General features: G+C 54.3%; 9 protein-coding genes and 1 pseudogene. 9 read left to right on the top strand and 1 reads right to left on the bottom strand.

The window, feature by feature from the left end; genetic code table 11:
• The 4 genes and pseudogenes from ABF287_RS01255 to ABF287_RS01240 all read left to right on the top strand — a co-directional run.
• Positions 1-144: pseudogene (locus tag ABF287_RS01255) on the top strand (ComF family protein); the annotation flags it as partial.
• 36 nt (positions 145-180) lie between these two features.
• Positions 181-444, top strand: a complete 264-nt coding sequence (grxC, locus tag ABF287_RS01250; RefSeq protein WP_347183211.1) for a glutaredoxin 3 — start codon at positions 181-183, stop codon at positions 442-444.
• Positions 444-1,280 (top strand): carbon-nitrogen hydrolase family protein, encoded by an 837-nt coding sequence (locus ABF287_RS01245; RefSeq protein ID WP_347183210.1) that lies wholly within the window; start codon positions 444-446, stop codon positions 1,278-1,280. Before grxC ends, ABF287_RS01245 begins: the two co-directional genes overlap by 1 nt.
• Positions 1,277-1,726, top strand: a complete 450-nt coding sequence (locus ABF287_RS01240) for a MarR family transcriptional regulator (RefSeq protein WP_347183209.1) — start codon at positions 1,277-1,279, stop codon at positions 1,724-1,726. Before ABF287_RS01245 ends, ABF287_RS01240 begins: the two co-directional genes overlap by 4 nt.
• A gap of 11 nt (positions 1,727-1,737) precedes the next feature.
• Here ABF287_RS01240 and ubiG read toward each other — a convergent pair whose 3' ends face one another.
• The gene (gene ubiG / locus ABF287_RS01235; protein ID WP_347183208.1) at positions 1,738-2,484 is read right to left on the bottom strand and encodes a bifunctional 2-polyprenyl-6-hydroxyphenol methylase/3-demethylubiquinol 3-O-methyltransferase UbiG; all 747 of its coding nucleotides are present in this window, start codon (positions 2,482-2,484) and stop codon (positions 1,738-1,740) included.
• Positions 2,485-2,569: 85 nt separating this feature from the next.
• Between ubiG and pip the strand changes: the two genes are divergently transcribed.
• From pip to infB, 5 genes are all read left to right on the top strand, one after another.
• The gene (pip, locus tag ABF287_RS01230) at positions 2,570-3,547 is read left to right on the top strand and encodes a prolyl aminopeptidase (protein ID WP_347183207.1); all 978 of its coding nucleotides are present in this window, start codon (positions 2,570-2,572) and stop codon (positions 3,545-3,547) included.
• Positions 3,548-3,700: 153 nt separating this feature from the next.
• Positions 3,701-4,300: a ribosome maturation factor RimP gene (gene rimP / locus ABF287_RS01225; RefSeq protein WP_347183206.1), complete on the top strand. Its 600-nt coding sequence runs from the start codon at positions 3,701-3,703 to the stop codon at positions 4,298-4,300.
• Between the two features lie 3 nt (positions 4,301-4,303).
• On the top strand, positions 4,304-5,920 hold the full coding sequence (gene nusA / locus ABF287_RS01220) for a transcription termination factor NusA (protein ID WP_347183205.1): 1,617 nt from the start codon (positions 4,304-4,306) through the stop codon (positions 5,918-5,920).
• Positions 5,921-5,941: 21 nt separating this feature from the next.
• Positions 5,942-6,574, top strand: coding sequence for an RNA-binding protein (locus tag ABF287_RS01215; RefSeq protein WP_347183204.1), 633 nt, complete (start codon positions 5,942-5,944; stop codon positions 6,572-6,574).
• On the top strand, positions 6,571-8,813 hold a 2,243-nt coding region (gene infB, locus ABF287_RS01210), incomplete at its 3' end, for a translation initiation factor IF-2 (protein ID WP_347183203.1). The genes ABF287_RS01215 and infB, both read left to right, overlap by 4 nt.

The raw sequence follows: 8,813 nt of genomic DNA, 5'->3' as shown, positions 1-8,813 counted from the left end.
TTGATTCAAGGGCGGCCTGTTTTGTTGATCGATGATGTGATGACCACAGGTGCGACGATGACGGAATGCGCCAATGCCTGTTTATCGGGCGGTGCCGAACACGTTTACGTTTCAGTCCTAGCACGCGTTGCGAAGAGGGACTAAATCCGTATAGTTCAGCCGGACACAAAGGATTTATGAATGCAGCCTGTAACACTCTATACCACTCCGATTTGCCCGTTCTGCGTGGCCGCCAAGCGACTTTTGGACAGCAAGGGCGTTGAATACACCGACATCGACGTGATGGCGAACCCAGACTTGCGTGCCGAAATGATGCAACGCGCCAATGGGCGTCACACTGTGCCGCAGATTTTCGTTGGCGAAACCCATGTTGGTGGATGCGATGAACTGCATCAGCTTGAGCGCGCGGGCAAACTTGACCCGCTGCTAAACGAACCAGCGTAATGCCCAAACTTGGCCTCATCACCTTGAATTCAAGCGACGATCCCGCTGCAAATTTGCGTGCGGTGCAGGGATATATTGATGAGGCCGCAGCGCGCGGTGCGCAGATTGTGATGACGCCCGAAGCGACCAATTGCATTTCGACATCGCGCAAGCATCAGCAAAGCGTTTTGTGCCTTGAGGCGGACGATCCGACCTTGAAAGCTTTGCAAGAACAGTCTCGAACCTTGGGACTTTGGCTGTTGATCGGGTCGCTTGCGGTGAAAACCGAAGATGCGGATGGGCGATTTGCCAATCGGTCGTTTTTGATTGGCCCTGATGGTGACATCAAAGCGCGCTACGACAAAATTCACATGTTTGATGTGACCCTGTCTGAGACCGAATCCTACAAGGAATCTGCTGGGTATCGGCCTGGAGCCGCGGCTGTTGTGGCGCAAAGTGACGTTGGCACGGTGGGCATGTCGATTTGCTATGATGTGCGCTTTGGTCATTTGTATCGCAGCTTGGCGCAAGCGGGTGCCGAGATTTTGACGGTGCCTGCCGCCTTTGCGCAAGCCACAGGCCGCGCCCATTGGGAGGTCTTGCTGCGTGCGCGTGCGATTGAAACGGGGTGTTTTGTTTTCGCGCCTGCGCAAACCGGTCAGCACGCGGAAGTGTCTGGTGGAAAACGCAAAACCCATGGACACAGTTTGGCGATTTCGCCTTGGGGCGAAGTTCTATATGATGGTGGTACCGATTGCGGAGTTGGGATTGTCGATTTCACTCTGGATGATGTTGCAAAAGCGCGCGGTGCAGTACCATCTCTTCAGCATGACAGAGCGTTTGAGGCCCCGAAATGACACCAACTTCTGGCACTGATTCCCTTGCGGTTGCGCTTTTCTCTGAGATTTTTATGGCCGACCAACTTGCCCGCAATCGCCTGACCAAGGCGTTGCCAAAAGGCATGGAAATCAGCCATTTTTCTGTGCTCAATCACTTGGCGCGCACTGGCGATGAGCGGTCTCCTGCGCAATTGGCGCGAGCTTTTCACGTCACGCGTGGTGCGATGACCAATACGCTGAACAAGCTTGAATGGGCGGGGCATATCCATATTCGCCCTGATTGGGATGACGCGCGCCGCAAGTTCGTGTCGATTTCCCCTGCAGGAACGGCTGCGCGCGACGCGGCTTTGGCGGCGATCGCGCCCATTCTCAACCAAGTTGTCGAAGCCATTGGCCAAGACAAAGTCAAAAACGCCCTGCCGGTGTTGCGCGAAATGCGCATCCGCCTTGAGGAAGATGTCTAAAGTGAGACGCCTTAGAGGGGTTTCGTTGAGGCGGTGACGTAGTTCACAGACAAATCGCGATCTGACAAGGACCAAGACCACAAGATGGGATTGAAGACAAAGCCCTTGCGATCAACTGGCGTGAGTTTGGCGGTTGAGATCAGGTCGTACAGCTCATCTGGCGTGATGAATTTGTCCCACTCATGCGTGCCGCGCGGCAACCAGCGCATGACAACTTCTGCGCCAAAAATGGCCATGACATAAGACTTTGGGTTTCTGTTGATGGTCGAGCAGATCATCAATCCACCGGGTTTCAGCAGTGCTTGGCATGCATCCAGAAAGTTCTGCGGGTCGGCGACGTGTTCGACGACCTCCATATTAAGCACCACGTCGAATTGTTCGCCAGCCTCTGCCAGATCTTCAGCGGCGGTGTGACGGTAATCAATCTCAAGGCCGGATTGTTCCGCGTGAAGGCGCGCAACCGGCAGATTGCCAGCCGCCGCATCTGCACCAACAACCGTCGCCCCAAGGCGCGCCATAGGTTCCGACAGCAAGCCGCCACCACAGCCGATGTCCAGCAGGCGCAGACCGGTGAAAGGTTTGGGATCGCTGAGATCACGCCCAAACTCCGCAGCGATTTGCGTTGTGATATAATCAAGCCGACAAGGGTTGAGCATGTGAAGCGGTTTGAATTTCCCATTGGGATCCCACCACTCCGCGGCCATCGCTTCGAATTTTGCGACCTCTGCGGGGTCAATGGTGGACTGATGCGTTTGCATGATCCGCTCCTTCATGTTCAATTCATACTAGATCACCATAGTGATCATCATTTTTCCGAGCTACCACGCTCTATATAGGAATTCCATGCACAAGGTATCAGGCCAAAAGAGCGCATATAGCTATTTGAAGGCGCCGATTGCTCAATACGACCAGCGAATGTTGGACGTGGGCGATGGTCATGAGTTGTATGTAGAGCAAAGCGGCAACCCAAATGGCATTCCTGTTGTTGTCTTACATGGTGGACCAGGGGGCGGATGCAGCCCTTTGATGCGCAGATTCTTTGACCCAGCTGTTTACCGGATCATTTTGTTCGATCAGCGCGGGTGTGGGCGGTCGAGACCTTTTGCCTCCATTGAGGCCAATACAACATGGCACCTTGTGGCTGATATCGAACGCATTCGCCAAACTCTTGAGATCGACGCATGGGTTGTCTTTGGCGGAAGTTGGGGGGCCACGCTGGGGCTGACCTATGCGCAAGCGCACCCCGAACGCGTTCTTCATCTTGTGCTGCGCGGGGTGTTCTTGGGAACGCAGTCTGAACTTGATTGGTTCTATGGCGGCGGCGCTGGGCGGTTTTGGCCAGATCTGTGGGCAGAGTTCGTGCGCGATATTCCAGCGGAAGAACAAGATAACTTGATTGGAGCTTACAGTCGGCGGCTTTTTTGTGGAGATTCGACGACGGAAAACCACTTTGCACGGACATGGTCGAAGTGGGAAAACGCGCTGGCCTCGATTGGAACGAACGGCGTGGTTGGTGATCCACCAGTGGAATTTGCCCGCGCGATTGCGCGTCTCGAAAACCACTATTTCACCCACAACGTCTTTTTCGAAGACGATGCCCAGCTTTTGAATAACATAGATGTGATGGCGCATATTCCGGGCACCATCGTTCAGGGGCGGTTCGACATGGTTTGCCCGCCGAGCAGCGCTTATGCGGTGCATTTGCGCTGGCCACATTCGACATTGCACATGATTGGGCAGGCGGGGCATGCGCTTACAGAACCGGAAATCGCCGCCAAGCTGGTCGAGACCATGGATCATATTGGACGGGCGATGCGATAAGGCTTGCAGATTCGAGGATGGGGGCGTATATGCCTGTTCAACAGCGGCGCGTTGGGTCACCCCAAGGTTCCACCGGGAAATATCAACGGGCCGCGCGCCCGTTTTTTTGTGCCCATAAAAAGGCCCCCAAGTGCCCGAAAGGCTTACTGGAATATGTCCGAACTGATCGCCAAAACCTCTATCGATCGCCGTATGGCTGAGATCGTGGGCCCCGTTATTGAGGGCATGGGCTTTGAACTGGTGCGTATTCGTCTGATGTCATCGACAAAGTCGAAAACGCTCCAGATTATGGCCGAACGCCCCACAGGCGGCATTGAAGTCGACGAATGTGCTCAGATTTCCACCGCAGTTTCTGCTGTTTTGGATGTTGAAGACCCGATCGAAGATGAATTTACGCTTGAAGTGTCTAGCCCTGGCATCGACCGCCCGCTGACACGCTTGAAAGACTTTGAGACCTTTGAGGGCTATGAAGCCCGCATTGAGACAGAAGAAATGTTTGATGGCCGCCGCCGCTTTAAGGGCGAACTGGCGGGTGTCGAGGACGATGATGTTTTGATCAACATTATTGAACACGGCGAAACTGTCACCATTGGCCTGAAATTTGACTGGCTCTCAGACGCAAAACTGATTTTGACTGATGAGCTGATCGCAGAAATGCTCCGCCAACGCAAAGCGACTGGCGCGATTGACGAAACCCAATTTGATGACGTTGAAACCGACGATGGTTCCAGCGACGACCTTAGAGAGGACTGAGACATGGCAATCACCTCCGCCAACCAGCTTGAGTTGCTTCAAACCGCTGAGGCCGTGGCCCGCGAAAAAATGATCGATCCCAACCTTGTGGTTGAAGCGATGGAAGAAAGCTTGGCGCGTGCGGCAAAGTCCCGCTACGGCTCCGAGATGGACATCCGCGTTCACATCGATCGCAAAACAGGTAAAGCGACATTTACCCGTGTGCGCACTGTTGTGGCAGACGAAGAGCTTGAAAACTACCAAGCTGAATTGACTGTTGAGCAGGCCAAACAATACATGGCTGATCCAGAAGTTGGCAGCGAGATCACTGACGAAGTGCCACCTGTTGAGCTTGGCCGTATCGCTGCGCAATCTGCGAAACAGGTTATCTTGCAAAAAGTGCGCGAAGCTGAGCGTGATCGCCAGTTTGATGAATTCAAAGACCGCGCTGGCACAATCATCAACGGTGTTGTGAAACGCGAAGAATACGGCAACGTGATCGTGGACATCGGTCGTGGCGAAGGCATCTTGCGTCGCAACGAAAAGATCGGCCGCGAAACATACCGTCCGAACGACCGTGTGCGCTGCTTCATCAAAGATGTCCGCCGCGAAGCACGTGGTCCACAGGTGTTCTTGTCACGCACAGCGCCTGAGTTCATGTCTGAGCTGTTCAAAATGGAAGTGCCAGAAATCTACGACGGCATCATCGAAATCAAAGCTGTGGCCCGTGACCCTGGGTCGCGCGCGAAAATCGCTGTGATTTCAAACGATGGTTCCATCGATCCAGTTGGTGCTTGTGTTGGTATGCGCGGTTCCCGTGTTCAGGCTGTTGTCAACGAGCTGCAAGGCGAGAAAATCGACATCATCCCTTGGAACGAAGATGCACCGACATTCCTCGTGAATGCGCTTCAGCCTGCTGAAGTGTCCAAAGTTGTTCTTGATGACGACGCTGGCAAAATCGAAGTTGTTGTTCCTGACGAACAACTGTCTTTGGCTATTGGTCGTCGCGGTCAAAACGTGCGCCTTGCGTCTCAGTTGACGGGTCTTGATATCGACATCCTTACAGAGGCTGAAGAATCCGAGCGTCGCCAAAAAGAATTCGCGATCCGCACCAAACTGTTCATGGACAACCTCGACTTGGACGAATTCTTCGCACAGCTTCTTGTGTCCGAAGGCTTCACCAACTTGGAAGAAGTTGCCTATGTTGAAGTTGACGAACTGCTTGTGATTGAAGGCATCGACGAAGCGACAGCGAGCGAACTTCAGGCGCGTGCGCGTGACGTTCTCGAAGCTGCCAACCTCAAAGCGCTCGAAAATGCGCGTGCATTGGGCGTTTTGGACAGCTTGGTTGAATTTGACGGTCTGACACCCCAAATGATTGAAGCCTTGGCCGAAGATGGTGTGAAGTCTCTCGAAGACTTCGCGACCTGTGCGGATTGGGAACTTGCGGGTGGCTGGACAACAGTCAACGGCGAGCGTCACAAAGACGAAGGCCTGCTTGAAAAGTTCGAAATGTCTTTGGAAGAAGCGCAGTCATTGGTGATGACAGCGCGCATTCAACTGGGTTGGGTTGATCCTGCCGAGCTTGAAGCAAACGAAGAAGACGTGGACGGCGAAGCAGAGGAGGCTGAGGCCGAATAGGTCTCAGGTTAGGTGAATCTGATGTCCCGTGGTGGCCATAAGAAAACGAAGGATGATGGCGAGCGTCGTTGCATAGTCACGCGCGACGCAGAGCCCCGCTCTGGCCTGATCCGTTTCGTGATCGGCCCAGACGGGCAGGTCGTTCCGGACTTGGCAGAAAAACTGCCGGGTCGTGGCATTTGGGTCAGCGCCGATCGCGCTGCCTTGGATGAAGCGGTCAAGAAAAAGCTCTTTGCCAAAGCGGCACGCGCAGATGTGACGGTGGCTGACGGGTTTGTAGATTTGATCGAAAAAGGTCTGCTGCAACGCGTCGTCCATTTGATCGCTCTGTCCCGTAAAGCTGGCGATGCGGTCTGTGGGTTCGAAAAAGTTAAAGGGTGGTTGTTTGAGGAACGTGCGATTGTTCTGATGCAAGCGTCCGATGGATCTGAACGCGGTAAAGGCAAACTGCGGACGCCTGAAGGAGGCCGATGGTTCGGTCATCTGACGAGCTCCGAATTGGGTTTGGCTTTCGGCCGTGAAAGTGTGATACATGGCGCGCTCGCGCGTGGTGGCCTCTCCGATAAGGTTGTAGAGGACGCCGCACGATTGATGGGTGTGCGCGAGATAAACGGTGGAGAGCGCTCCGCCGGAAAGGGTAAGACGACGATATGAGCGATACTGATGGAAAAAAACCCCTTGGCCTTCGCGGTGGCCCCGGACAAGTAAAACAAAGCTTCTCTCACGGACGTACAAAAAGCGTCGTGGTAGAAACCAAACGCAAACGTGTCGTGGTGCCAAAAGCTGGTACGCCGAAAACAGGTGGTGGTTCGCCGCGTCTTGGTGATCCTTCTAAACGCCCTGCGGGCATTTCCGACACGGAAATGGAACGCCGGATGAAGGCGCTTGCCTTTGCAAAGAAAAACGAGGCTGCTGAAACCGAGCGCCGCGCTGCGGAAGACAAGTCGCGCGAAGAAGAGCGTGCGCGTCGCCGTGCTGAGATCGAAGCCAAAGAGCGCGAAGAGCAAGAGCGTGAAGAGGCTCGTAAGCTTAAAGAAATCGAAGAAGAGCGCGCAAACGCGGCCGCAGAAGAAGCCAAAAAACGTGACGCTGCTGCAGCTAAGCCTGCACCGAAAGCGGCTGAGAAACCGGCTGACGATCCTGCAGCCGCACAAGCTGCGGCGCAAAAAGCGACAGAACAGCGCAACCGCCCTTCTGCAGTGAAGCGCGACAACGACAACGCGAACCGTGAAAACCGCAACACCAAGTCTACTGACAACCGTCGTTCTGGTAAGCTGACAGTGAACCAAGCGTTGAACGGTGGCGACAAGCGCCGTGGCTCCATGGCCTCCATGAAGCGTAAACAAGAACGCATGCGTCAAAAAGCTATGGGCAACAACGAGCCGCGCGAAAAGGTTGTGCGCGATGTTCAGGTGCCTGAAACGATTGTTGTTTCGGAACTTGCTAACCGCATGGCGGAACGCGTTGCTGATGTTGTGAAGTCACTCATGAAAATGGGCATGATGGTCACGCAAAACCAAGCCATCGACGCGGATACAGCTGAATTGATCGTCGAAGAATTCGGTCACCGCATTCAGCGTGTGTCAGATGCCGACGTGGAAGATGTGATCCAGCAAATCGTCGACAAAGACGAAGACCTGAAAGCGCGTCCTCCTGTTGTCACCATCATGGGCCACGTTGACCACGGTAAAACATCACTTCTCGATGCGATCCGTAAAACCAATGTGACCACTGGCGAGGCCGGCGGCATCACGCAGCACATCGGTGCGTACCAAGTTAAGACCGAAAGTGGCGCCGTGTTGTCCTTCCTCGACACACCTGGTCACGCGGCCTTTACGTCCATGCGTTCTCGTGGTGCTCACGTGACGGACATCGTTATTCTGGTTGTCGCTGCTGACGACTCCGTCATGCCGCAAACAATCGAAGCGATCGCCCACGCGAAAGCCGCTGAAGTGCCGATGATTGTTGCGATCAACAAATGTGACAAACCTGGTGCCGATCCACAAAAAGTGCGCTCCGAGCTTTTGCAGCACGAAGTGATTGTGGAAGAGTTCTCAGGTGACGTTCAGTCCATCGAAGTCTCTGCGCACACGGGCCAAGGTCTTGATTCTTTGCTCGAAGCCATCGCGCTTCAAGCGGAAATTCTTGAATTGAAAGCCAACCCAGATCGCGCTGCCGAAGGTGCTGTGATCGAAGCGCAACTCGACGTGGGCCGTGGCCCTGTCGCGACCGTTTTGATCCAAAAGGGTACCCTTAAACGCGGCGACATTTTTGTTGTTGGCGAACAATGGGGTAAGGTCCGCGCGTTGGTTAACGACCAAGGCAAGCGTATCGAGCAAGCTGGCCCATCTGTTCCAGTTGAGGTTCTTGGCCTTAACGGCACACCTGAAGCTGGTGACGTTCTGAACGTTGTGGACACGGATGCGCAAGCGCGTGAAATCGCTGAGTACCGTGCACATGCTGCGAAAGAAAAACGCGCAACCGCGGGCGCTGCGACAACACTTGATCAACTTCTTGCGCAAGCAAAAGCGGATGAAAACGTTGCCGAGCTGCCAATTCTTGTCAAAGCCGACGTTCAAGGCTCTGCCGAGGCGATCGTTCAAGCGATGGAAAAAATCGGCAACGATGAAGTCCGCGTTCGGGTTCTGCACTACGGTGTGGGCGCGATCACTGAGACGGATATCGGTTTGGCCGAAGCATCTGGCGCACCTGTGATTGGCTTTAACGTACGTGCGAACTCTCCTGCACGCAGCAGCGCCAACCAAAAGGGCGTGGAAATTCGCTACTACTCCGTGATCTACGATCTGGTTGACGACGTGAAAGCAGCCGCCTCTGGCCTGTTGTCCGCAGAAATCCGCGAAAACTTCATCGGTTACTCAGAAATCCGCGAAGT

Origin of the sequence: Pacificibacter sp. (assembly GCF_039769035.1) — a bacterium.
Taxonomy (GTDB): domain Bacteria; phylum Pseudomonadota; class Alphaproteobacteria; order Rhodobacterales; family Rhodobacteraceae; genus Celeribacter.
The sequence above is the reverse complement of the archived record's forward strand: the minus strand, read 5'-3'. Positions and strand labels throughout refer to the sequence as shown.